This window comes from Cupriavidus sp. 05T313, from assembly GCF_056396665.1.
Genome location: NZ_JBFTLX010000113.1, coordinates 1 through 22,470, shown reverse-complemented (window position 1 = coordinate 22,470; position 22,470 = coordinate 1). Strand labels below are relative to the sequence as shown.

17 protein-coding genes and 1 pseudogene are annotated in these 22,470 nt (G+C 66.0%); 11 read left to right on the top strand and 7 right to left on the bottom strand.

Annotated elements, in window-relative coordinates; translation table 11 throughout:
• The first annotated feature begins 235 nt into the window (after window positions 1-235).
• A complete protein-coding gene (locus AC1DKD_RS22880; protein ID WP_477143740.1) occupies window positions 236-3,745 on the top strand; it encodes a pyruvate carboxylase in 3,510 nt (1,169 codons plus the stop codon).
• Window positions 3,746-3,835: 90 nt separating this feature from the next.
• Complete coding sequence (locus AC1DKD_RS22875) at window positions 3,836-5,233, top strand: MBL fold metallo-hydrolase (RefSeq protein WP_477111812.1); 1,398 nt, start codon at window positions 3,836-3,838, stop codon at window positions 5,231-5,233.
• Window positions 5,234-5,281: 48 nt separating this feature from the next.
• Here AC1DKD_RS22875 and AC1DKD_RS22870 read toward each other — a convergent pair whose 3' ends face one another.
• The 6 genes from AC1DKD_RS22870 to AC1DKD_RS22845 form a co-directional block, all read right to left on the bottom strand.
• Entirely contained in the window at window positions 5,282-6,451 is a 1,170-nt protein-coding gene (locus AC1DKD_RS22870; RefSeq protein ID WP_477111811.1) for a lipase family protein, read from the bottom strand.
• The gene (locus tag AC1DKD_RS22865) at window positions 6,438-7,691 is read right to left on the bottom strand and encodes an LssY C-terminal domain-containing protein (RefSeq protein ID WP_477111810.1); all 1,254 of its coding nucleotides are present in this window, start codon (window positions 7,689-7,691) and stop codon (window positions 6,438-6,440) included. Before AC1DKD_RS22865 ends, AC1DKD_RS22870 begins: the two co-directional genes overlap by 14 nt.
• On the bottom strand, window positions 7,688-8,971 hold the full coding sequence (locus AC1DKD_RS22860; RefSeq protein WP_477143739.1) for an LssY C-terminal domain-containing protein: 1,284 nt from the start codon (window positions 8,969-8,971) through the stop codon (window positions 7,688-7,690). The genes AC1DKD_RS22865 and AC1DKD_RS22860 overlap by 4 nt, the downstream gene beginning before the upstream one ends.
• A gap of 203 nt (window positions 8,972-9,174) precedes the next feature.
• On the bottom strand, window positions 9,175-9,945 hold the full coding sequence (locus AC1DKD_RS22855) for a GntR family transcriptional regulator (RefSeq protein WP_441629571.1): 771 nt from the start codon (window positions 9,943-9,945) through the stop codon (window positions 9,175-9,177).
• A gap of 86 nt (window positions 9,946-10,031) precedes the next feature.
• The gene (locus AC1DKD_RS22850) at window positions 10,032-11,039 is read right to left on the bottom strand and encodes an HpcH/HpaI aldolase/citrate lyase family protein (RefSeq protein ID WP_441629570.1); all 1,008 of its coding nucleotides are present in this window, start codon (window positions 11,037-11,039) and stop codon (window positions 10,032-10,034) included.
• A 23-nt stretch (window positions 11,040-11,062) separates the two neighbouring features.
• Complete coding sequence (locus AC1DKD_RS22845) at window positions 11,063-12,130, bottom strand: MaoC family dehydratase (RefSeq protein WP_441629569.1); 1,068 nt, start codon at window positions 12,128-12,130, stop codon at window positions 11,063-11,065.
• Window positions 12,131-12,377: 247 nt separating this feature from the next.
• Between AC1DKD_RS22845 and AC1DKD_RS22840 the strand changes: the two genes are divergently transcribed.
• Window positions 12,378-13,544, top strand: coding sequence for an acyl-CoA dehydrogenase family protein (locus tag AC1DKD_RS22840; protein WP_441629568.1), 1,167 nt, complete (start codon window positions 12,378-12,380; stop codon window positions 13,542-13,544).
• Between the two features lie 20 nt (window positions 13,545-13,564).
• A complete protein-coding gene (locus tag AC1DKD_RS22835) occupies window positions 13,565-14,809 on the top strand; it encodes a CaiB/BaiF CoA transferase family protein (RefSeq protein ID WP_441629567.1) in 1,245 nt (414 codons plus the stop codon).
• A gap of 180 nt (window positions 14,810-14,989) precedes the next feature.
• On the opposite strand, the gene AC1DKD_RS22830 is transcribed toward AC1DKD_RS22835, so the two are convergent.
• The gene (locus AC1DKD_RS22830; RefSeq protein ID WP_441629566.1) at window positions 14,990-16,006 is read right to left on the bottom strand and encodes a Bug family tripartite tricarboxylate transporter substrate binding protein; all 1,017 of its coding nucleotides are present in this window, start codon (window positions 16,004-16,006) and stop codon (window positions 14,990-14,992) included.
• 206 nt (window positions 16,007-16,212) lie between these two features.
• Here AC1DKD_RS22830 and AC1DKD_RS22825 point away from each other — a divergent pair, with 206 nt between their 5' ends.
• The 7 genes and pseudogenes from AC1DKD_RS22825 to AC1DKD_RS22795 form a co-directional block, all read left to right on the top strand.
• Window positions 16,213-16,953, top strand: a complete 741-nt coding sequence (locus AC1DKD_RS22825) for an IclR family transcriptional regulator (RefSeq protein WP_477111809.1) — start codon at window positions 16,213-16,215, stop codon at window positions 16,951-16,953.
• A 30-nt stretch (window positions 16,954-16,983) separates the two neighbouring features.
• Window positions 16,984-17,733, top strand: coding sequence for an SDR family NAD(P)-dependent oxidoreductase (locus AC1DKD_RS22820; RefSeq protein WP_477111808.1), 750 nt, complete (start codon window positions 16,984-16,986; stop codon window positions 17,731-17,733).
• Window positions 17,726-18,889, top strand: coding sequence for an acyl-CoA dehydrogenase family protein (locus AC1DKD_RS22815; RefSeq protein WP_477143738.1), 1,164 nt, complete (start codon window positions 17,726-17,728; stop codon window positions 18,887-18,889). The genes AC1DKD_RS22820 and AC1DKD_RS22815 overlap by 8 nt, the downstream gene beginning before the upstream one ends.
• A 30-nt stretch (window positions 18,890-18,919) precedes the next feature.
• The gene (locus AC1DKD_RS22810; RefSeq protein ID WP_441629562.1) at window positions 18,920-19,420 is read left to right on the top strand and encodes a MaoC family dehydratase; all 501 of its coding nucleotides are present in this window, start codon (window positions 18,920-18,922) and stop codon (window positions 19,418-19,420) included.
• On the top strand, window positions 19,417-21,423 hold the full coding sequence (locus AC1DKD_RS22805; RefSeq protein WP_477143737.1) for an acetate--CoA ligase family protein: 2,007 nt from the start codon (window positions 19,417-19,419) through the stop codon (window positions 21,421-21,423). Before AC1DKD_RS22810 ends, AC1DKD_RS22805 begins: the two co-directional genes overlap by 4 nt.
• The gene (locus AC1DKD_RS22800; RefSeq protein WP_441629560.1) at window positions 21,417-22,187 is read left to right on the top strand and encodes a citryl-CoA lyase; all 771 of its coding nucleotides are present in this window, start codon (window positions 21,417-21,419) and stop codon (window positions 22,185-22,187) included. The genes AC1DKD_RS22805 and AC1DKD_RS22800 overlap by 7 nt, the downstream gene beginning before the upstream one ends.
• 57 nt (window positions 22,188-22,244) lie before the next feature.
• Window positions 22,245-22,470 (top strand): annotated as a pseudogene (locus AC1DKD_RS22795) (hypothetical protein); the annotation flags it as partial.

The window sequence follows — 22,470 nt, the reverse complement described above, 5'->3', positions numbered from 1 at the left end:
GCGATGCGAGTTTGGGTCCCGGCCGCTCTTTTCGCCGGATCCCGAGGGGGTGTCGCCCCATCCGGCGCGCCTTCTTTGCCTACTTTCTTGGCAAGACAAGAAAGTAGGTCGCCCCCCGCAGGGGGGTGAAACCGCCTTTGACTTTAAGCCTTTGAAGTTGCAGTTGCAGTTGCAGTCATCCACCAATAACCCACCACCAAATACAAAAAAACAAGCTCCCCCCAAAGGCACCGCCATGAAGCACGCCCCCATCACATCTCTCCTCATCGCCAACCGCTCCGAAATCGCCATCCGCGTAATGCGCGCCGCCGCCGAGATGAACATCCGCACCGTGGCGATCTACTCGAAGGAAGACCGCCTCGCCCTGCACCGCTTCAAGGCCGACGAGAGCTACCTGGTTGGCGAGGGCAAGAAGCCACTGGCCGCCTACCTGGACATCGACGACATCCTGCGCATCGCCCGGCAGACCCGGGTCGACGCGATCCACCCCGGCTACGGCTTCCTCTCCGAAAACCCCGAGTTCGCGCAAGCCGTGATCGATGCCGGCATCCGCTGGATCGGCCCGTCCCCGGACGTGATGCGCACGCTGGGCAACAAGGTCGCCGCCCGCAATGCGGCCATCGCCGCCGGCGTGCCGGTGATGCCCGCCACCACGCCGCTGCCCCATGACCTGGACGAATRCAAGCGGCTGGCGGCGGAAGTGGGCTATCCGTTGATGCTCAAGGCGAGCTGGGGTGGAGGCGGACGCGGCATGCGGGTGCTGGAGAGCGAAGGCGATCTCGCCACCGCGCTGGCCGCCGCCCGCCGCGAAGCGCTGGCCGCATTCGGCAACGACGAGGTCTATGTCGAGAAACTGCTGCGCCGGGCGCGCCACGTCGAGGTGCAAATCCTGGGCGATACCCACGGCAACCTGGTGCACCTGTACGAGCGCGACTGCACGGTGCAGCGGCGCAACCAGAAGGTAGTCGAGCGCGCGCCCGCCCCCTATCTCGACCACGCGGGCCGCGAGGCCTTGTGCGAGGCGGCGCTGCGGCTGATGCGCGCGGTCGGCTACAGCCACGCCGGGACCGTCGAATTCCTGATGGATGCCGACACCGGGCAGAGCTACTTCATCGAGGTCAATCCGCGCATCCAGGTCGAGCACACCGTGACCGAGGTGATCACCGGCGTGGACATCGTCAAGGCGCAGATCCGCATTACCGAAGGCGGCCGGATCGGCCGGATCGAAGACGAACTGGACGAGCACGGGCATACCGTGGTGCGCGCCACGGGTGTCCCGGCGCAGGACTTGATCCCGCTCAACGGCCACGCCCTGCAATGCCGCATCACCACCGAAGACCCAGAGAACGGCTTCCTGCCAGACTACGGGCAACTCACCGCCTACCGCAGCGCGGCGGGCTTCGGCATCAGGCTGGACGCCGGCACCGCCTATGGCGGCGCCGTCATCACACCCTACTATGACTCCCTGCTGGTCAAGGTCACCGCATGGGCGCCCACGGCGGCGGAAACCATCCGGCGCATGGACCGCGCATTGCGCGAGTTCCGCATCCGGGGCGTGGCCTGCAACCTGCAGTTCCTGGAAAACGTCATCAACCACCCGGCCTTCGGCAGCGGCGAGGTCACCACGCGCTTCGTCGACACCACACCCGAACTGCTGGCTTTTACCAAGCGGCGCGACCGCGCCACCAAGCTGCTGCGCTACCTGGGCGAACTGGCCGTCAACGGCTACCCGGGTATGGCGGGGCACACGCCGCCCCAGTTGCCGCTGCCCAGGCCCCAGCGCCCCAGGGTGGACAGTGCCGGCGCGATGCCGCCCGGCACGCGCGACCGGCTGCGCGAGTTGGGGCCGGAGAAATTCTCCCGCTGGATGCTGGACCAGAAGCAGGTCTTGCTGACCGACACCACCATGCGCGACGCGCACCAGTCCCTGTTCGCGACCCGCATGCGCACTGCCGACATGCTCCCCATCGCGCCCTTCTATGCGCGCGAACTGCCGCAGTTGTTCTCGCTGGAATGCTGGGGTGGCGCCACCTTCGACGTGGCGCTGCGTTTCCTGAAGGAGGACCCCTGGCAGCGCCTTGCGCAATTGCGCGAGCGGGTGCCGAATATCCTGTTCCAGATGCTGCTGCGCGGCTCGAACGCGGTGGGCTACACCAACTACGCGGACAACGTGGTGCGCTTCTTCGTCCGGCAGGCAGCCGGCGCCGGCATTGACCTCTTCCGTGTGTTCGACTCGCTCAACTGGGTGCGCAATATGCGCGTGGCGATCGACGCGGTGTGCGAGAGCGGCGCCCTGTGCGAAGGCGCGATCTGCTACACCGGCGACCTGTTCGACGCGGCACGGCCCAAGTACGACCTCAAGTACTACGTGGGCATCGCGCGCGAACTGCAGCGCGCCGGCGTGCATGTGCTGGGCATCAAGGACATGGCCGGGATCTGCCGCCCGCAGGCCGCCGCGGCACTGGTCAGGGCGCTCAAGGACGAGACCGGCCTGCCGGTCCATTTCCACACCCACGACACCAGCGGCATTTCCGCGGCTTCCGTGCTGGCCGCGATCGGCGCCGGCTGCGACGCCGTGGACGGCGCGCTCGACGCCATGAGCGGCCTGACCTCGCAGCCCAACCTGTCGAGCATGGCCGCCGCGCTGGCCGGCAGCGAGCGCGATCCCGGCCTTAGCCTGGATCGCCTGCACGAAGCATCGATGTACTGGGAAGGCGTGCGCCGCTACTACGCCCCCTTCGAGTCCGAGATCCGCGCAGGCACCGCCGACGTCTACCGCCACGAAATGCCCGGCGGGCAATACACCAACCTGCGCGAACAGGCCCGCTCGCTGGGGCTCGAACATCGCTGGAGCGAGATCGCGGGCGCCTACGCCGAGGTCAACCACCTCTTCGGCGATATCGTCAAGGTCACCCCGACCTCCAAGGTGGTGGGCGATATGGCGCTGATGATGGTCGCCAACGACCTGAGCGCCGCGCAGATATGCGACCCCGCCAGGGAGATCGCCTTCCCCGAGTCGGTGGTCTCGCTGTTCAAGGGCGAGCTGGGCTTCCCGCCCGACGGCTTCCCCGCCGGCTTGTCGCGCAAGGTGCTCAGGGGCGATCCCCCCGAACCCTACCGTCCCGGCGACCATCTCGCCCCGGTCGACCTGGAACAAGCCCGCGCGCAAGGCGAAACCGCCTGCGAACACGCGCTGGACGACCGGCAACTGGCGTCCTACCTGATGTATCCCAGGCAGACCAGCGAGTACTTCCAGCACAGGCGCGCCTATGGCGACACATCCGTCCTGCCCACTCCCGCGTTCTTCTACGGCCCGCAACCGCAGCAGGAGGTGGCGGTCGACATCGCGCCCGGCAAGACGCTGCTGATCATGCTGCAGGGGGCGCACCCGGACACGGAGGAGAACATCGTCAAGGTCCAGTTCGAGCTTAACGGGCAGTCCCGCACCGCCCGCGTCGAGCGGCGCGGCGTGGCGCAGGCGGGGCCGTCGCGCCAGGCCCGCCCGGCGGCCGACCCCACCAATCCGCTGCATGTGGCCGCCCCCATGCCGGGCGCGGTGGTGACGGTAGCGGTCCAGCCGGGGCAGCGGGTCTCCGCCGGCAGCGCGCTGGTCTCGCTGGAGGCGATGAAGATGGAGACGCATATCGCCGCCGAACGCGACTGCGAAATCGCCGCGGTGCACGTGCGCCCCGGCGACCGCGTTGCCGCCAAGGACCTGCTGATCGAACTCAAGGACCTATCCTGACTATGCGGCAGGCGTGGCCTGGCGGCCGCCCTGCCATACCACGCCCCCGAGGCATTGCCACGCAACACCGAATCGAGGATCTCCCCCGCCATGAGTCAATCCCACGAAAGCGCACCACCCGCTGCGCCTTCCCCCTCGCTGCGCAATGCCGCGACCTTGCTGGTGCTGCGCGACGGCCCGCTAGGGATAGAAGTACTGATGGTTCGCCGCGCCGAACGTGCCGGCGATCGCAGTAGCGGCTCCTATGTGTATCCCGGCGGCACGCTGGATGCGCAGGACAGGCGGCTTCATGCCTACGCCGATGGTCTCGATGACCACGCGGCAAGCCAGCGCCTGGGCGTCGACGCGGGCGGGCTCGATTTCTATCTGGCGGCGGTACGGGAATGCTTCGAGGAAGCTGGACTGCTGTTCGCCCGCGACAGTGCGGGACAGCCATTGGCGCTGGACCAACTGGAGGAGGCACAGCGCGCCTTGCTGCGCGACGCCGCCAGGCACGATGGACTCGGGCTGGCGCACGCCTGCGCCCAGCTGGGCCTGCGGCTCGCCGTCGACCGTCTGGCGTATTTCAGCCACTGGCTGACGCCACCGGGATTGCCCAAGCGTTTCGACACCCGTTTCTTCGTGGCGATCGCGCCCACCGGCCAGACCGCCGCGCACGACGGCGAGGAGGCCTCCGGCCATTGCTGGAAGCGTCCGACGGAGCTTCTGGACCCTGCCAGCGGTCTCAAGCTGGAGCCGCCCACGCGGCGCACCCTGGCAGCCATTGCCCGCTTCGGGCGTGCCCAGGATTGCTACCAGCATGCCGCGGCGCTAAGCGGTATTGCCCGCATCATGCCCCGCCTGGGGCGCGGCGAGAGCGGCCTGCGCGCGGTCATGCCGGACGAGCCCTGCTACGCCGAACTCGGCCATATCGATCCAGAGGGGCGTGGCGACGCGCGCTGCATCATCGAGCCCGGCGTTGCGGTGCGCCTCGGCGCGCGCATCCGGCGGATCACCGCCCGCGATGGCGGTAGCGTGGCTGGCGGCCTCGGCACCAACACCTATCTGGTGGGAGGCGGCAACGACAACGCATGGGCCGTGATCGACCCCGGCCCCGATGACGACGCGCATATCCAGGCGGTGCTCGCTGCGGCGCCGGGGCCGATCCGCTGGATCCTGTCCACCCAGATACACGCGGGCCACTCGCCCGCCGCGCGCAAGCTCAATGAGGCCACCGGTGCGCAACTGGCCGGGGGCGAGCTGCGGCACGGCACGCGCCTGGCCATTGGCGAGGGCTGCACGCTACGGGCATGGCATATCACCGGCCATGACTCCGGCCACCTGTGCTACCTGCTCGAAGAGGAAAGGACCTTGTTCACCGGCGGCGATAGGGGCGTCCACATCGACTCCCTGGTCGTACTGCCCCACCAAGACATCGAATGGCTGGCACCCCTGCATGGCTTCCTGGTGCCGTCCCCTGCCGAGACAATTAGCACGCTGCCAGCCTGAGTCCGCGGGGATGGCGGTGTCCGGCTTCGCGAGACGGTACACCATATGTCACATGCCGCCGGGTGCCGGTCCCGGCGCCGCCAGGTCCTCCTCCACAAAGCGCAACACCGCTTCCGTCAGCGCCTCGCGCGGATAGGCGTTCTGCGTCACGAACATCGAGCCGATGGTGGTATGCGTCCGGGCGATGGGCACTGCCAGCGCCCAGTGATCCGCATTGACGTAGCCCATCAGCGTACTGCCGGGCACGATCTGGTCGTAGAAGATCACCTGGCTGTCGTTGCGCCCGTCGATACGCGCGAGCTTGTCATAGCTCGAAGTCAGGATCGACGAGATGCGGTCCGGCCGCGGCAGCGTGACGAGCGAGTAGTAACGCAGGTCGCGGGGCAGCCGGTTTCCCGCCAGCCATGCCTTGCGTATCGCGGGCCGCAGGCTCTCCACCGCGCCGCCATCTCCAGATTTGCAGGTTGCGCCCGGGAAATGCCGCAGCATGTCGGCCTGGTACTGCTCGGCGTCATTGGCAAGCGCCGAGCCGCCGACCGCGCCGGCTGCGCTGACCACCGCCGCCACGCGGCTGTGGATCTCCGGATACTCCACCACTGCCTGGAGGATGTCGGGCGCGCCCTTCGAGTATCCGACCAGCACCAGGCGCGGCGCCCCCGCCGCCAGCGGCATGGCCATGATCGCGTCGCGGATCTGGCGCGCATTATTCGCGGAGCTCGACAGCGCATCGACCTTGAGCAGCATGCCGTCATAGCCAAATTCCCGCAGGTGCTGCGGGACAGTACCGGGCGCATTCAGCCACGGCTCGAAGCACTCATAGCCGATGCCCGGCACCACCACTGCGATCAGGTGCCGCCGGGACTCTCCCAGATCGACGGGCTTGCCAGCGCCGGCGGGCTCGGCGCCGATGCGGTTCAGCGCGTCTTCACAGTGCCGGTAATCGGGAAGCTCCGGTCCGCGCGCCTGCAGCACCGCGCAGTAGATCTCGCGGAAACGCGCCCGTTTGTCCTGCACGCCGGACTGCGATGCGGGAAGCAGTGCCAAAGGCGGCGTATCGGCGGAGTAAGGGATCAGCGGCTTCGACGCGCATCCGCCGAGCACGAGGCAAGCCCCGATGACACCCGGCAAGACGCCGCCCGTCAACCGCGCGCGGAAGCCGCCAGCCGGCTGCCCGGCTACGGCCTGCGGCGGCTCCGGGACCGAATCACTTGCGCGCATTGCCGCTCTCCTCGCGTGAAGCGGCTCCGCGCCCCTCCAGGTAAGGTACCCAGTCGAGAATTTCCACGTCGGAAAGACTCAGCGGCCGCGGCGCGAAGAAGAGCACCGCGCGCAGCCCGTCGGTAAAGTAGCGAGCGCCATCCAGCGTTGTCCGTGGTTGCGCCTGCGGCGCCGGGCCGACACCGTTCACGAATCCGAGCTTGTCGAGACCGCCCGAGTACATCATGTCCTGGATCAGGAGGTTCCTGGCCTCGTCGACATCCCCGTGCAGGACGATCTTTGCCGTTTTGGCGGACGCAAAACGTCCGCCGACAGGCCGGCCTGCCTGAGCGAGGTAAACCGGCTGGCCCTGGAAGCGGACCGGCGCGAGCCACACGCGTATCCAGGTCGCCGGCGCGCCGCCTTGCGCCTGCTTGCGCAGCACGGCGTCCGGCGCGCGGCCGAAGACCCGCTGCTCGGTATCACCCTCGCGCAAATCGCGGCGGTAATTACGCCGCACCCCCGCCGCGCCGATGTCGCCGAGTTCACCGACAATCAGTACATTCAATGGATCGCCCTGCGCCGCCCCGCCCGCATCGGTGGCGCAGCACGGCAATCGTTCGAGTGCGGCTCTCAGCGAGGCAAGGTCTCTGTAGTCCGTGACCGCGGAATCCGGATACTGGAAGATATACCGCGCAAAACCCGCATCCGAGATATCGTCGGGCACGCGCACGAAGAGGCTGAACGGGATCAGCGTCCTGGTCCCGAACAAATCGACATTGACGAGTTTCGTAATGCGGTCGGGATTGGTGAACAGGATGCCCTCGTGTGTCGTCCCAGGCAGAATCGGATTCTTGAACCCGAGTTTATTGAAGTAGTCGTCAATGCGCGCATTGGTTGCCCCGCTGAACGTGCCATGCAGGGACCACGCGACTTCGAGCGGCGAAAAGTAGTCGGGGTCCGTTCCCGAGCGCAACAGCCATAACGGATGCGAGGTCCCGTTATGCACCTCGAACCAGACGGGCTGCACGTTGGCCTTGTTGATGTCGGCGCCGAACATGCGCTTGCTGTCTTCCGTGCCCAGCACTGCCGCGCTCACGCGCACGCCCTGCTTGGTTTCGCTCACCGCGCGCTCGCGTAGCGGGGCGTCGTCGGCACTGGCGGGCGCTTGCCATGTCGCGCAGCCGGCCACGGCAAGCGAGAGGATCGCCATGCCCGCCGCGTACCGTAGCGCAGGATGCAACAGCGGCAACACGCTCATTGTTTCGCTCCCTGGCGCGCGCCATCGGTCTGATAGATCCCGCTCCACGGGAAAAACTCGATCGCCGAGAGCGATGTGGGCTTACGGTCGAATACCAGCACCTGGCGATAGCCGTCCGTGAAATACGGATCCGTGGTCAGGTTCTCGCGCGGGGCGCTTCGCGGCGCCGCGCCCACGCCTTTCACCTGCCCGATCTTGTTGAGGCTCTGGGAATAGGCCATATCCTCCGCCAGCGCCGTGCGCGCTTCATCCACGTCCGGATCGACCTTGTGCGTCGTCAGCGTTGGCGAGTGAATGGTGAGACGCACGCCGATATCGCGGCTGATCTGGCCCACCCACACCGATTTGCCGTGATAGCGCATCGGACTAAGCCAGAGACGCAGATGGTTGCGCTGGTGAATGTTGTCGCGCGCCTTCTGCAATGCCAGGTCCTGCGCGCGTCCGAACAGGTACAGATCGCTCACCGGCGCGTTGACATAGGGCTCGCCCTTGAGCGCCGAGGTGATCATCTTTGTGATCGCACCCGACCACTTCTGCTCGGTCGGCCGCCAGCTGCGGCGTACGAACGCGRGAAACGCATCGTCGATGCCRCCCACGACCACCAGGTTGAGCGGGTCGCCGTTCTTCGAGCCATCCTTGTTGGTGACACAGCACGGCAGGGCTTCGAGTGCCGCGCGGAAGGCCTCGTCATCCGTGTAGTCCACGATTTCCTCGGGCGGATAGATCTCGCGCCGGAAGACTTCGCTGGTATGGTAGTCGGCATGGAAGCCTGGCACGACCATGAGGATCGAGAATGTCTTGGCGCGCCCGCTCGCCACCAGGTCCAGCTGGACGAGCTTCGCCCCCTCGCTGGCGTTTGTCAGCACGAACCCCGACACGGTCTGTCCGGGCTGGACCGGATTGCGGAAGGCGAGCTGGCGGAAGCGCTGGTCGACGCTGGCCTTTTCGTCAGGCGAGCCGCCCTGGGAAAATGCCTCGGCTGCCTCGGATGCCGGAAAGAACCCCGGGTCAAGACCCGACGACATCAGGTAATAGCCCCGGTCGTCGTTGTTGGTGACCTCGATCCAGACGGGCTGCATCTGCAGCCTCTCCAGCGGAACCCGATACACGTCCGCGCTTTCCTCATTCGAAAGAACGGCGGCCGACACCCGCAAGCCGCCGTCGGTACGGCTCAGGGCACGGCTCTTGTAGTCGAGTGCGGCCAAGGGCGGCGGCGGTGGGGGCGCGGCGCAGCCGGCAATGACAACTGCGGCAAATACCCGAGTCACAATGCGGTTCATTGCGTAACCTCATCACCACGCGCGATGCAGTGCTCTTGCCGGCACGGCGGCTGCCAGCGCATTGCGCCCGGCAACCTGCCTGGAAGCGGCTTCGTCGTCGGGTGCAGGAAAAGTATAGTGCGCGAATCTTCCCGCAGTGTGGTCTGTTAGCTCCCCGCGCCTCCAGGCCGCCGGATCGCTTTGCATGGCTTCGGGGACAGCCGCTAGCCTTGGGTGCGCCTGAGTTGAAACGCCACGGAAACGCGATCCGCGGGATAGACGGTATCGGTAATTTCCAGGATCCGCCCGCCGGCATCCTTGTAATGCCGGATCAGGCGCAAACCGGCGGAATTCGCGGGCACGCCCAGCTTGCCGGCCAGCGGTTCCCCGATCAGCATCCCGGTCACGACCTGCCGGATCTCGGCAATGGACTGGCCGCATTCCCGCTCGATCAGCGCGCTGACGAGGACGTCGGGGTTGTCGCGGATCGCCTGGCTGATGCGGGAGAACGCGGTGTCGACGTAGATCTCGGCCCATGCCACCGGCGTGCCGCCCTTCTTCGCGGCAACGCGCGTGCCGGAGAACACCAGCCATTCACTCTTGACCGGCGCCTGCAAGTGCCTGGCGGCGGCACGATCCAGCGTGACGGTGCGCACGTCCTCGATGGCGCGGACTTCCGTGGCCGCGACCCGTACCAGGTCCTCCACGGTGCCGAACGATTGCGTGAACGACGCCTTGGGATTGACGCTCTCGACCATGGTCCCCACGGACTTCTTGCGGGAGATATAGCCGAGGTCCTGCAACCGCTGGAGTGCGGCGCGAACCGTGTGGCGGCTCACGCCGTGCAGTTGCGCCAGTTCGTGCTCGGTGGGCAGCAGGCTGCCGACCACATGCCGGCCGTCCACGATATCGGTGACCAGCGTGCTGGCCAGTTCCGCGTAGCGCGTGTGGGAGCCGGTGGGCTCGGGCCGGGTGTCTTTGGGTCTGGCGCTCATAAACGGATTGCAGTATTGGTGAGGCGTTTGCATCGCAAACTGTGCGCACATTGTACGCACATTCGCCTGCGCCATCGCCCCTTGCGCTAAGCGCCGGCGCCGTCCCCGAAGAAGCGCGCCTCGGCTTGGGGCGACAGCGGCATGCCTGTGATCCTGGCCTTCTCCAGGACACTCCAGAAGTAGCGGTAGGTAGCGCGATCGTGCAGTTCACCCTTGTACTGGATCGGCCCCCAGTCGGCATCCTGCGCGGCGATCAGGATCTCGCACGCATCGGCCACTTCCGTGAAGTCGGGCCGCATGGCGTTGACGATGGGCTGGATCTGCGCCGGATAGATGCTCCACATGCGCAGGAAGCCGAATTGCGTGCGCGCCCGGCTTGCATCGCTGGCGATGACTTCGGCATCTTTCAGGTTCAGGCAGACGTTGTGCGCGGGCACGATGCCGTTGGCCAGCGCGGCGGCCACCATGTCGGCCTTGGCGCGGGCCAGCAGCGCATGCTCGAACTGGCCCGGACTGCGCATGGCCGCGGCGGGAATGGCGCCATGATGGCCGCTGACAAAGTCCATCAGGCCGAAGTCGAGCACTTCGATATGCGGCAACGCTGCGATGTGGAATACGTCCCGCAGCGCACCGTGCGTTTCGATCAGGACATGGACCGGCACCACGCGGTTCACACCGGCTTCGCGGGTTTTGCGGCCGATATAGTCAATCACCTCCCTCACCTGCTCGTGGTTCGTCGCTTTGGGGATGGTGATGTAGGCCACCCGGCTTGCGGCCTGCCCGATGACGATGTCCACGTCCTGCCGCCATGCGGGATGCGCGGGATCGTGAATGCGGACCCCCGCCTTGTCAAAGCGGTTCCGCCCGGAGTTGATCATGCGCACGACCATGGCCGCGTGCTCCTTCTCCTGTCCGGCGGCGGCGCCGTCTTCGCAGTCGCAGGTGATATCGAACACCGGGCCGTATTCGACCTGCAGGTCCATGGCCTTGCCGATCAGCTTTTCGCTGCCGGCGAAGTGTTCGCAGGCCGACAGCGCGGGGAATGCCTTTTCGCCGGCAAAGAGCGCAAGTTTCGGATGGGTGGCAGTGGTCATGACGTTCTCCAGTTGCTGTGTTTTTACTGTGCGGTTCGAGGGATGGCGATGGTGTAATCGAGATCGAGCACCACATTCGACGGATGCTCCGCCCTGCCGCCCTCCATGCCGGGAAACCGGATTTCCGCGGCGCCGCGGATGTTCTTTGCACCGATCGTGCGCAGCCGCAGCCCGCCAACGTGGGCGCTGGCAAGATCCAGCTTGTCCAGCACCATCGTCGCGCAGCAGATGGTGTCGCCGGCATAGGTGGGATTGACGTGGCTGCCGCCGTTGACGGCGAGGATGGACAGTGCGTTCTCCAGGCCGTCATAAGACAGCGCCTTGCAGATCGAAATGATGTGGCCGCCGTAGACCAGCCGCTGCCCGCCGGGCGTGGATGCCATGGCGAAGCCGTCGAAATGGGCCTTTGCCGTGTTCTGGTACAGCCGCGTGGCGATGCTGTGATCGCTATCGTTGACCGTCATTGCGGCAACATGGTCGATCCGCTCGCCGGATTCATAGTCTTCCCACAAGTCGGATACGCCGGTCGTCATGCAGATGTCCTGCACGCCCGCCGTGTACCCGTGCCGCGCAAGGCGCGACGGCGCCACCACAGCCTGGAGTGGCGGGATCACGGTGGCGCCGCATGACGCGGCCGGATCGCGCTTGTGCACCATGACCCAGCGGATCCAGGTCAGCACATCCCGCCCCGACTGGTTCTTCGCCGTGGAGCGCACATAGACCACGCCGCTCCTGCGGTTCGAGTTCTCCTTCAGGCCGATGACCTCGCTTTCCACGGCAAGCGTGTCGCCCGCGTAGACGTGGGCCAGGAAGCGCACGTCCGAATAGCCGAGGTTCGCCACGGCATTCAGGGAAATGTCCGGCACGGTCTTGCCGAAGGCCGTGTTGAAGACCAGCAGGTCTTCCAGCGGACGCCGCTCCAGTCCCGCCAGCCTGGCGCTGGTGTCCGCGGTGTACAGCGCGCCGCGGCTGCCGGTCAGCCCGATGTAGAGGCTGCGGTCTCCTTCCGTCAGCGTGCGCGGCGTGGCGTGACGCAACGTCATCCCCAGCCGGAAGTCCTCGAAGTAGTTGCCAGATCTGTTCTTACCCATCGCGCTCTCCAGGCGGCAAAACCGTCACTTGTGACATTTGCCATTCGTTTTGTACGTACATAGTGATTCGCAAATTCAGCATTGTCAAGCCTGGAGCACCAAGGCACATCCGGCTAAATACCTATAAAAACTAGCATTAAATGGAGGGATGGTCGTCATTTGTCTTGACCTCCGGCATGGCAATGGCACATTATGTACGTACAAACTGACGACATCACAGCAAACCAAACACCAAAAGGAGCGCAAGGTGCAACGACTGACCGAAGAGCGGCGCATGATCAAGGAAGCCGCACAGCAATTCACGATGGAGCGTGTGCTGCCGATCGCCAACAAGCTGGATCCCGAGAAGGGCCAGATCCCGCGCGACCTGATCGATGAAATGGCCGAGTTGGGATACTTCGGCATCCTGATCCCGGAGGAGTACGGCGGCCTGGGTCTCGGCGCCTACGAGTACTGCCTCGTGGCGGAGCAGCTTTCGCGGGGCTGGATGAGCGTGGGCAGCCTGATCGCGCGCGGCAACGGACTGATCGGCGCGCTCAAGGGCCTGCCGCCCGAGCAGAAGGCGGACTACCTGCCGCGCATGGCGCGCGGCGAGTTCCTCGGCGCCTTCTCGCTGTCGGAGCCCAATGCCGGCTCGGACGTGGCCAATATCTCCTGCCGCGCCGTGCGCGACGGCGACGAGTGGGTCATCACCGGCAGCAAGTACTGGTGCACCTTCGCCGACGAGGCCGACTTCATCCTCGTCACCTGCCGCACCGACCCCGTCATCGACCCCAAGGCCCGCCACCGCGGCCTGTCCGCCTTCATGGTGGAGAAGCCGCGCGGGCAGTTGCCCGAGGGCGTCAAGGGCAGCGTGATTCCCAAGATCGGCTACCACGGCTGGACCACCTGGGAACTGGCATTCGACGGCTGCCGCGTGCCGGCCTCGAAGATGGTCGGCGAGGAAGGCAAGGCCTTTTACCTCACCACCGCCGGGCTGGAAACCGCCCGCGCCCACACCGCCGCGCGCTCGGTCGGGCTGGCGCAGGGCAGCCTGGAAGACGCGCTGCAATACGCCCGCGACCGCGCGCAGTTCGGCTCGCCCATCGGCCACTTCCAGGCGATCCGCTTCAAGCTGGCCGACATGGCAACCCAGATCGAAGCCTCCCGCGCCCTGCTCTACTCGGTCTGCGAGAAGATCGACGAGGGCACGCGCTGCGACACCGAGGCCGCCATGGTGAAGCTGTTCGCCAGCGAGATGTCCGAGCGCGTCACCAGCGAAGGCCTGCAGATCCACGGCGGCGCCGGTTACACCACGCATTTCGCGGCGGAACGCTACTGGCGCGATGCCCGCCTGACAAAAATCTTCGAAGGCACGTCCGAGATCCAGATGCGCATCATTTCCGATGCGCTGTTGGGCAAGGTTGCCGCGTGATAAGCGCAGTGGAGCAAAACATGGCCAAACCCAGTATGGATAAACCCGCACAGGCGACCGGCGCCCTCACCGGCTTGCGCGTCATCGACCTGACGCAGATGCTCGCCGGGCCCTTCTGTACGCAGATCCTCGCCGACCACGGCGCGGAGGTGATCAAGGTGGAAGCGATGGCCGGCGACGGCACGCGGCTCACCGGCCCGTTCCGGGACGACGATGCCCTGCGTGATTTCGGCGGCTACTTCCAGAGCGTCAACCGCAACAAGCGCTCGATCGCCGTCGACCTGAAGAGCGCCGCCGGCCGCGACATCGTGCGCAGGCTGGTAGACGGCGCCGACATCGTGGTGGAGAACTTCCGCGCCGGCGTGATGGAGCGGCTCGGCCTGTCCTATGAGGTGCTGCGCGAGACCAACCCCCGGCTCGTCTACGGCACCGTGCGCGGCTTCGGCGACCCCCGCAGCGGCGAAAGCCCTTACGCGCACTGGCCAGCCTACGATGTGGTCTCCCAGGCCATGGGCGGCATGATGGGCATCACCGGCCCCGACCGGGATACGCCCACCAAGATCGGCCCCGGCGTGGGCGACACCGTACCCGCGCTGATGCTGTGCATCGGCATCCTCGCCGCCGTGCATCGCGCCCGCGCCAGCGGCGAAGGCCAGTTCGTCGATGTGGCCATGACGGACTGCGTGCTGGCCATGTGCGAGCGGATCGTCTACCAGACCTCCTACACCGGCGCGGTGCCGGCGCCCGAAGGCAACCGCCACCCGCTGCTCTGCCCTTTCGGGCTGTTCCGCTCGCGCGACGGCTATGTGTCCATCGCCTGCGCGCACGACGCCTTCTGGGAAAAGCTGGCGCTGGCGATCGGCCGCCCCGAACTGATCGGCGACGAAGCCTTCGCCACCAACGCGGCGCGCGTGCAAAACGCCCAGCGCGTCATCGACGCCATCGAGACGTTCACCGCCGTGCGCACCAAGGAGGAGATCGCGCAATGCCTGGGCGGCAAGGTGCCGTTCGGCCCGGTCTACACCTCGGCGGAGATCTTCGAGGACCCGCATTACCGGGTGCGCGAGATGCTGGTCGACGTGGAACAGCCGGGCTCGGCCGCGCCGGTGAAGATTGCCGGCGTGCCGATCAAGCTGAGCAGTACGCCGGGCGGCGTGCGCCAGCGCGCGCCGATGCTGGGCGAGCATACCGACGAAATCCTGTTGGCAGCCGGCTATGGGAAGGGAGACATTGAAACGATGCGCGGCGTGGGCGCGATCCGGTAGCGCCTGGGTCCGTCCATAAAGGACTCCGCTTCCCGCGGCGCTTCCCGGAGCAGCGGACTGGCGCAGCGGATAAACAGATAGACCGAACCCCGGTGCGATGGGCATTCGGCACTTCGTGGCGCCGGCGTTCAAACCGGCCCGAACCAGCCAGGCACCGGCAGCCAGCCGGCGCTTGCGCCCTTAATCGATGGTCGCACCGGAATGCTGGATTGTTGCCTTCCATTTGATGCGCTCCGCCTGCACAAAGCTGGCAAACCGCTCGCCGCTCAGGGGCAGCGGCATTCCCCCCATCTTGCTGATCGCTTCCACGGCCGCGCTGTCTTCCAGCAAGCGCCCAACCTGCGTCTGCCATTTCATGACAACCGGGGTCGACGTGCGTGCGGGAAAGAACAACCCGATCCAGGAGGTGGACTGCGCACCGGGATAGCCGGCCTCCGCGATGGTAGGTACCTGCGGCAGGAACGGCAAACGCGTTGACCCGGTCACGGCGAGTGCGCGAAGCTTGCCGGCCTGGACCTGGGCAAGCGTCGACACCGGGTAGTCGAACGTCATATCGACCTGCCCGCCGAGCAGGTCGTTGATCGATGGCGCACTGCCCTTGTACGGGATATGCACGAACTTTACGCCGGCCTGCGCCTGGAACAGTTCGGCGGCCAGGTGCGTTCCCGTGCCGTTGCCCGCGGATGACACCGTCAGCTTGCCGGGATGCGCTTTTGCAAACGTCACCAGTTCCTGGACGGACTGGTATGGCAAGCGGCTGTTGACCACCAGGATGTTCGGCACGGACATCAAGCCCTGGACCGCAACGAAATCCTTGGCCGGGTCGAAGCGCAGCGACTTGTACAGGTACTGGTTGGTCGCCATGGTGCCCTGCGTACCCAGCAGGATCGTGTAGCCGTCGGGCTCTGCCCGCGCAACGATCTCGCTTGCGACATTGCCGCCAGCGCCCGGGCGGTTGTCCACGATGACCCTGACACCGAAATCGCTCGTCATTCTGGCCGCCACCAGCCGGCCCAGCTGGTCGGTGATGCCGCCCGGCGGCCCGGGCACGACCAGCGTGACCGGCCTTGACGGGTAAGCCGCCTGCGCCGACGCCGGCGAAGCTGACCAGCACAAGCCTGTTGTGAACAAGGCCAGGGCAACGCCCCATGCGCGGCCCACCGGACGTGGCGAGCTCAGTTTGAAATGGCAAATCATTCGTCAGCCTCCTATATGTGGCATTTACGTCACTAAATGTGCTAACAACACCTCTTTTCTCGCAAATGGATAGCCCATTTCCTACGGATTGCCGTAGTGTACTTCTGCATTTCGTATTTACAAGCAGTTTTATTTCTTGACCGAGCTACGAAATCCCGTATAGTTATCCCATATGTCGTAGACATAAATCTTCCAGGAACCCGAGCATGCCCACCGCGATCCCGGCAGCCAGCCGAACCATGGCCGTTTTTGAGGTGTTTGCCCGCGAAAAACGCGAGCTCTCCAACTCCGACATGGCGCGCCTGCTGGCGGTCGCCGAGAGCAGCTCCTCCGACCTGCTGCACACCTTGCATTCGCTTGGCTACCTGATGCGGACGTCGCGCACGCGCCGCTTCTACCCCACCGGCCGCCTGTTCGAGACCGCGCGCCAGATCCGGGAGAACGACCCGCTGACCACGCTGGCCCAGGAGGCGGTCGAACAGCTGACGGAAAAAACCAATGAAAGCGCCTTTTTCGGCGTGCTCGAATCCGCCGCCGTCAAGGTCGCCGCAGCGCAGCCAAGCCGGCTGCCGCTGCGCTACATCCTGGACGTGGGCGAGCGCGTTGCCCTGCACGCCTCCGCGCTGGGCAAGGCCTTGCTTGGGCTGATTCCGCCCGAGGCCGCGCGCGCAAGGCTGGAAGGCATCGAACGCAGGGCCATCACCCCGCATACGGTGGTCGACATCGATCCGCTGATGGCGCAACTGGCGCACGGGCGCGAACTCGGCTGGTACGAGGCGCACGACGAAGGCACCGAGGGCGTAACCGCGCTGGCGGTCGCGGGATGGCTGGGCGACCAGCCGGTCGGGATTTCGCTGGCGGGCCCGGCGGAACGCATCGCAAAGCATCGTGAAACCTACCTGGCGGCACTGCGCGAAGTCCGGAATTCGCTGCTGGCCGACAGTTGAACCCAACCCATAGAGAATGGAGACAAAGAGATGGACCTAGGACTGAAAGACCGTGTCGCGGTCATCACCGGCTCGGCGCGAGGCATCGGCGCCGAGACCGCGCGCATGCTGGCGCAGGAAGGCATGGCTGTCGTCATCAGCGACCTTGACCTCGACGCGGCCGACGCGACCGCGCGCGGCATCGAGGCCGCTGGCGGCAAGGCCATCGCGGTGCAGTGCGATGTGCGCAATGAAGAGCAGGTACGCAAGATGATGGCGGCGGGCAACGAAGCCTTCGGCGGCATCGACGTACTGGTCAACAACGCCGGCCTGGTGAAGGACCGCACCATCCTCAAGATGGACGAGGCCGACTGGGACCTGGTGCTGGGCGTGACCCTCAAGGGCGCGTTCCACTGCTGCCGCGCCGCGCTGCCGTTCATGCATGCGAAGGGCTGGGGCCGCATCATCAACATCAGCTCGCGCGCCTTGTTCGGCAACCCGGGCCAGGCCAACTATTCCACCGCCAAGGCGGGGCTGGTCGGCTTCACCCGCGCGCTGTCGCTGGAGCAGGCGCGCAAAGGCGTGACGGTCAACGCGATCGCCCCGGGCTATATCGAGACCGAATACATCAAGAGCCTGCCGAACTACGACACCATCCTCGAGAACGTGATGGCGAAGAACGCCGTGACCTTCCCCGGCCAGACCAGCGACATCGCCGGCGCGGTGGCCTTCATGGCGTCGGAGCACGCCCGCTACATCACCGGCACCACCCTCTTCGTGACCGGAGGCCGCTATGGCTGAGCCGATGCTCGACGTCGACGGACTGGATGCCAGCCAGCAACTGCTGCGCGACAACATCCGCCGCTACCTGAAAGAGAACTTCACGCCGCGCATCCAGCAGGCCGAAGCCGACAAGCGCTTCCCGCACGAGCTGATCGGCGGCCTGGCGGACTTCGGCTATCTCGGCGGCTACCTGCCGGAAGCCGACGGCGGCCTTGGCCTGGACTACCTGACATGGGCCGTGATGATGGAAGAAGCCGGCTATTGCTGGCTGTCCCTGCGCATTCTGCTCAACGGCCTGAACATCGTTTCCGGAATCATCAACGCCTACGGCACGGAAGACCAGAAGGCGCGCTTCATGCGTCCGCTGCTGCGCAACGAGCGCAAGACCTTCGTGTCGATCTCGGAGCCGGACGTCGGCTCCAATGTCGCCGAGATCAGGACCCGGGCCGACAAGCGCGGCGACYGCTACGTGCTGAGCGGCAGCAAGCTGTGGATCACCAACGGCCTGTTCGCGGACTTCGGCATCGTCGTGGCGCGCACGTTCAGCGAGACCTGCAATGGCGAACTGTCGCTGTTCCTGGTCGAACGGGACGAAACGCCGTATGAAATCCGCCCGGTCGAGACGATGTTCGCGCGCAGTACCGGCACGGCCGCGTTTTCCTTCGACAATGCCGAAGTGCCGGCCGCCAACCTGCTCGGCCGCGAAGGCCAGGGCCTCAAGCAGATCCTCATCGGCCTTAACTTCGGGCGACTGAACGTGGCGATGGGCGCCGTGGGCGCGGCGCAGTCCGCGCTGGACCTGTCGACCGAGTATGCGCTGCAGCGCAAGCAGTTCGGCCGCCCCATCGGTTCGTTCCAGCTGGTGCAAAAGCACATCGTCGACATGACCATGAAGACGCTGGCCGCGCGCGCGCTCGGCTACCGCGCCGCGCGTTCCATGCAGAACGGCAACTCGCGCACGGAATGCTCGATCGCCAAGCTGTATGCGACGGAAGCCGCCTTCGAAGTCGCGAACCTCGCGCTGCAGGTCCATGGCGGCATGGGCTACGCCACCGAATACCCCATCGAGCGCATCTTCCGTGACACCCGCGGCGGCATGATCCCCGAGGGCACCACGGAAATTCAGACCCTCATCATCGGCCGCGAAATCCTGGGCATCAGCGCCCTGACCTGAGCCCTGGCACGCTATACGGAGACACCAGACATGACCCAACCCGCCATCCTCGAACAGATCGCAAATACCACGCTTTACTGGGAAGACCTGACTCCCGGCATGACGTACTCGACCTCGTCGCGCACCATCACCGAGGCTGATGTGGCTGCCTTCGCCGCGCTGACCGGCGACTTCAACAAGGTGCACGTCGACGCCGAATACGCCAAGGGCACCATCTTCGGCCAGCGCATTGCCCACGGCATGCTGGTGGCGTCGTTCATGGCCGGCCTGACTTCGCGCTCGATTCCCAACCAATTCTTCGAAGGCTCGCTATTCAGCGTGCTGGAGAACCGGCTGAAGTTCCCCAAGCCCACCTTCATCGGCGACACCATCCGCGTGGACATCGAAGTGGTGGAGCAGAAGGCCACCAGCCGCCCGGACCGCGGCATCGTCGGCTTCCTGCGCAAGGGCATCAACCAACGCGGCGAAGTGGTGGCCGAAATGGCCGCCACCTGCCTGTTCAAGCGCCGCCACCCCGGGGAAGCACAATGAGCGCAGGCAACGATCCCTCGCCGCCGAGCTTCACCGACCTGTCCAGGCTGGTCCTGCCGCAATCGATTGTGCTGGTCGGCGCCTCGGAGAAGCCGGACAGCATCGGCGGACGCACGCTGGAGAACCTGACCAAGTACTCGGAATTCACTGGTGAACTGCTCCTGGTCAACCCGGGCCGCACGGAGATCCATGGCCGGCCTTGCGTGGCTTCCGTGCTGGACCTGAAGGCGGCGCCCGACCTGGCCATCCTGGCCGTGCGCGCGGACACGGTGCTCGACACCCTGCGCGACTGCGGCAAGATTGGCGTCAAGTTTGCCATCGTCTTCACCTCTGGTTTCGGCGAAACCGGCGAAGCCGGCCGTGCCGTGGAAGCGCAGATGCGCGCGATCGCGCACAGCACCGGCATGCGGATCTACGGTCCGAATTGCCCGGGACTGAACAACATGAACGCGCGCCTTGGCCTGACGTTCTCGCCGGCCTGGCGCATTGACCGCCGTCCCGGCCCGATCGGCGTGGCCACGCAGGGCGGCGGCCTCGGACGCTCGTTCATCCAGTCGATGGATCGCGGCGTCGGCATCGGGCTGTGGTGCTCCGGCGGCAATGAAGTGGATCTGGAGGTCAGCGACTTCATCCACTACATGGCTGACGCCCCGGATATCAAGGTCATCGTCACCACGCTGGAAGGCGTGCGCAACGGCCCGCGCTTCATGGCCGCCGCGCTGCACGCGGCCCGCCGCGGCAAGCCGATCGTGGCGATCAAGGTCGGCAAGTCGGAGTACGGCGCCAGGGCGGCCCAGTCGCATACGGCCGCCATTGCCGGTTCCGCCGAGATCAACACCGCCGTATTCCGCGAGCTGGGCATCATTGAGGTCGATGACATCGACGAGCTGATCGATGTCGCCTCGCTGCTGTCCAGGGCGACGCCCACCGGCCGCGAACAGCTTGCCGTATATAGCTTCTCGGGCGGCACCGCCGCGCTCGCCTCCGACATGGTCGGCACCGCCGGCCTGAAGCTGGCCGAGTTCGCGCCCGAGACGGTCGCCGCGCTGAAGAAGGCCCTGCCCGGCTATGCCGCCGTCGACAATCCTGTCGACGTCACGGCGGAAGTGCTGGTCAATTCGGAAGTCAGCTACGCCACCCTGAAGGCGACGGCGAGCGATCCGAATACCGACCTGGTGATGGTGCCGATTCCGGTCGAGTACGGCCAGACCACCGTCCTGCTCGGCGAAAGCCTGGTCAAGGTGCAGGGCGAAGTGACGACGCCCATCGTGCCGGTCTGGATGAGCGACCGCACGGGCGAAGGYCACCGCAAGATGATCGATGGCGGTCTGATGCCCATGCGCGCCATCGGCAACACCGTGCTGGCCATCAAGCGCTTCATCGCGTATGGCCGCTGGCGCGCCGAGTTCGACCACAAGTGGCTGCCGCTGGGCAGCGTGGGCGAGGCGGTGATGAAGATCGTCAGCCCCGCGATTACTCACAAGACCGATATCGGCGGCGTATGCCTGGGCATCGCATCCGAAAGCAACGCCAAGGCCGCGTTTGAGGCGATACATGCCAACGGCTGCAAGGCGTGCGCGCCCGGCGAGATCGAAGGTGTGCTGGTGGAGCCCATGCTGCCCTCACCCTTCGTGGAAGCCGTGGTCGGCATTCACCGCGATCCCGTGTTCGGCCACGTCTGCACTTTCGGGCTGGGCGGCGTGAGCATCGAACTGTTCAAGGACGTCAGCCGGCGGCTGCTGCCGCTAACGCCGAAGTCGGCCCGGCAGATGATCGCCGAGACACGCTGCCACGAACTGCTCAAGGGCCATCGTGGCCAGCCCGCGTGCGACATCGACGCGCTGGTCGATACGCTGGTGAAGCTGAGCGACTTCGTCGTCAGGCATGCCGGCCAGGTCGACGAGCTGGAAATCAACCCGCTTGCGGTCCGGCCGCAAGGACAAGGAGTGACCGCGCTGGACGCTGTCCTCTCGTATCAAGGAATGGAGCCTTCCCAATGGTAAAGACTGAAATCGGCTACACGACCACCGACACCATCATGGTGCGTGGCCTGAACCTGGCCACCGAGATCATCGGCAAGTTCGACTTCGTCGACATGATCTTCCACACCACCCTGGCGCGCCTGCCCAGCCAGCAGGAAAAGGTCATGGTCAACGCCCTGCTGGTGACCACGGCCGACCACGGCATCACGCCCAGCTCGCTGGCGGCGCGCCTGACCTACATTGGCGCGCCCGAGGCGCTCCAGGGCGCGGTTGCCGCGGGCCTGCTGGGCGCCGGCAGCGTCTTCCTCGGCACCATGCAGAATGGCGCGGAGATGCTGATCGAGGGCGCCCGCGAGCTGACCAGCGACGCCACCGATGAGCAGATCCTCGAGGCGGCGCGGACCGTGATCCGCCGTCACAAGGAACTGCGCAAGCCGATCTACGGCGTCGGCCACCCGATCCACGTCGATGGCGATCCGCGCGTGCCGACACTGCGCGAACTGTCGCGCGCCAATGGCTACTACGGCGTGCACTGGCGCCTGATGGACGCCATCGGCCAGGTGCTGACCAAGGAACAGAACAAGCCGCTGCCGCTCAATGCGGTGGGTGCGATCGCGGCCGTGGTCGCGGCCATGGGCCTCGATCCGCTGATCGCGCGCGGCCTGTCGCTGGTCGGCCGCTCGGCTGGCTTGCTTGCGCACGTGATGGAAGAAAAGAGCGCGCCCATGGCGCGGGAAGCCTGGCAACTGGTGCTGAAGGACGACCCGCGCAACGTGCTGCCATGACGGCACTCCCCATGCTCCCTGTTGCCCGCGGCATGGCGCCGATGCCGGATTGACGATATGCCACAGCTATCCCCATCCCGCATGGAAGGGCTCATCGACCTGCGGCAGGAAGTCCGGCAGTTCAGCCGGCACCTGCAGCAGTGCGCCGCCAGTTCGGCGCGTGGCGGCGACCCCCATGCCTACAACCTGACGCTGCGGCAGATGATCGACAGCCGCATTCGCGCCAGCGACCCGCGCCTGAAGATCCTCTGCTACGCGGCGGCGGCAGAACTCGGGATTGCGG

What these genes read in the sequence shown, in the direction of transcription:
- AC1DKD_RS22875 (WP_477111812.1), top strand. Translation starts at nt 3,836, where the DNA reads ATGAGTCAATCCCACGAAAGCGCACCACCCGCTGCGCCTTCCCCCTCG.
- AC1DKD_RS22870 (WP_477111811.1), bottom strand. Translation starts at nt 6,451, where the DNA reads ATGCGCGCAAGTGATTCGGTCCCGGAGCCGCCGCAGGCCGTAGCCGGG.
- AC1DKD_RS22865 (WP_477111810.1), bottom strand. Translation starts at nt 7,691, where the DNA reads ATGAGCGTGTTGCCGCTGTTGCATCCTGCGCTACGGTACGCGGCGGGC.
- AC1DKD_RS22855 (WP_441629571.1), bottom strand. Translation starts at nt 9,945, where the DNA reads ATGAGCGCCAGACCCAAAGACACCCGGCCCGAGCCCACCGGCTCCCAC.
- AC1DKD_RS22850 (WP_441629570.1), bottom strand. Translation starts at nt 11,039, where the DNA reads ATGACCACTGCCACCCATCCGAAACTTGCGCTCTTTGCCGGCGAAAAG.
- AC1DKD_RS22845 (WP_441629569.1), bottom strand. Translation starts at nt 12,130, where the DNA reads ATGGGTAAGAACAGATCTGGCAACTACTTCGAGGACTTCCGGCTGGGG.
- AC1DKD_RS22835 (WP_441629567.1), top strand. Translation starts at nt 13,565, where the DNA reads ATGGCCAAACCCAGTATGGATAAACCCGCACAGGCGACCGGCGCCCTC.
- AC1DKD_RS22830 (WP_441629566.1), bottom strand. Translation starts at nt 16,006, where the DNA reads ATGATTTGCCATTTCAAACTGAGCTCGCCACGTCCGGTGGGCCGCGCA.
- AC1DKD_RS22825 (WP_477111809.1), top strand. Translation starts at nt 16,213, where the DNA reads ATGCCCACCGCGATCCCGGCAGCCAGCCGAACCATGGCCGTTTTTGAG.
- AC1DKD_RS22820 (WP_477111808.1), top strand. Translation starts at nt 16,984, where the DNA reads ATGGACCTAGGACTGAAAGACCGTGTCGCGGTCATCACCGGCTCGGCG.
- AC1DKD_RS22810 (WP_441629562.1), top strand. Translation starts at nt 18,920, where the DNA reads ATGACCCAACCCGCCATCCTCGAACAGATCGCAAATACCACGCTTTAC.
- AC1DKD_RS22800 (WP_441629560.1), top strand. Translation starts at nt 21,417, where the DNA reads ATGGTAAAGACTGAAATCGGCTACACGACCACCGACACCATCATGGTG.